The organism is Pseudomonas sp. GW456-12-1-14-TSB6 (assembly GCF_059424205.1).
Genome location: NZ_JBWKZE010000072.1, coordinates 1 through 706 on the forward strand (window position 1 = coordinate 1; position 706 = coordinate 706).

Here is a 706-nt window from a genome sequence, read left to right on the forward strand (position 1 = left end):
GGCCTGGCCTGGAACCCGCTCTGCGATGCCGCCACGCCCCTGATCGGCCTGGTCATCCGCCTGCGCCGTCTGGACCACCACGATGATGTGACCGCGCTGTACAAAAGCGTCAGTAACCAGATCACCACGATCATGGAAGAAGTCAGCCAGCTCGACTACGACGCCGGCATGCTCAAGGCCTACTCCTACAGCCTGTGCCTGTTGCTGGACGAGGTAGTCATGGCCACCTCCTGGGGCAAGCTCTCCAGTTGGAGTGAACGCTCACTGCTCAGCCAATTCCATGGGGAAACCCGAGGTGGTGAGCGGTTCTTCACCGTCATGAACAACATGATCCCCGAGGCGGCCCGGTATCAGCATGTTCTGGAGTTCATGTACCAGTGCCTGATCTCCGGCCTCAAGGGCAAATACGGCGTCCATAGCAAGGGCGATGACGAAATACAGAAGATCATCGACCAGTTGCACGGCCTGTTGCGCCCATTGCGCGGCGAGACACCCAAACGCCTGACCGATCCGCTGAAAAACGTCGCCCCGCGCAACTACCGGATCAAACGCGCCTGGCCGCTGTGGACGCCGTGGGCGCTGGCCGCTGTCGTACTGATCTGCGCCTACACGATCTACTCCATGCGCCTGAACAGCATCACTCAGGAAGTGCTCGCCTCTCTGGAGCGGATCCTCAACCTGTAACCGATTTTCAGCGTGCTCATCC

Annotated in this window: 1 protein-coding gene; it reads left to right on the forward strand. The window is 60.1% G+C overall.

Going from position 1 to position 706, the window contains the following annotated elements; translation table 11 throughout:
• Nucleotides 1–684: type IVB secretion system protein IcmH/DotU (icmH, locus tag AC07Y2_RS28740; protein WP_103387457.1), on the forward strand; the 684-nt coding region annotated here is incomplete at its 5' end.
• Nucleotides 685–706: the final 22 nt, after the last annotated feature.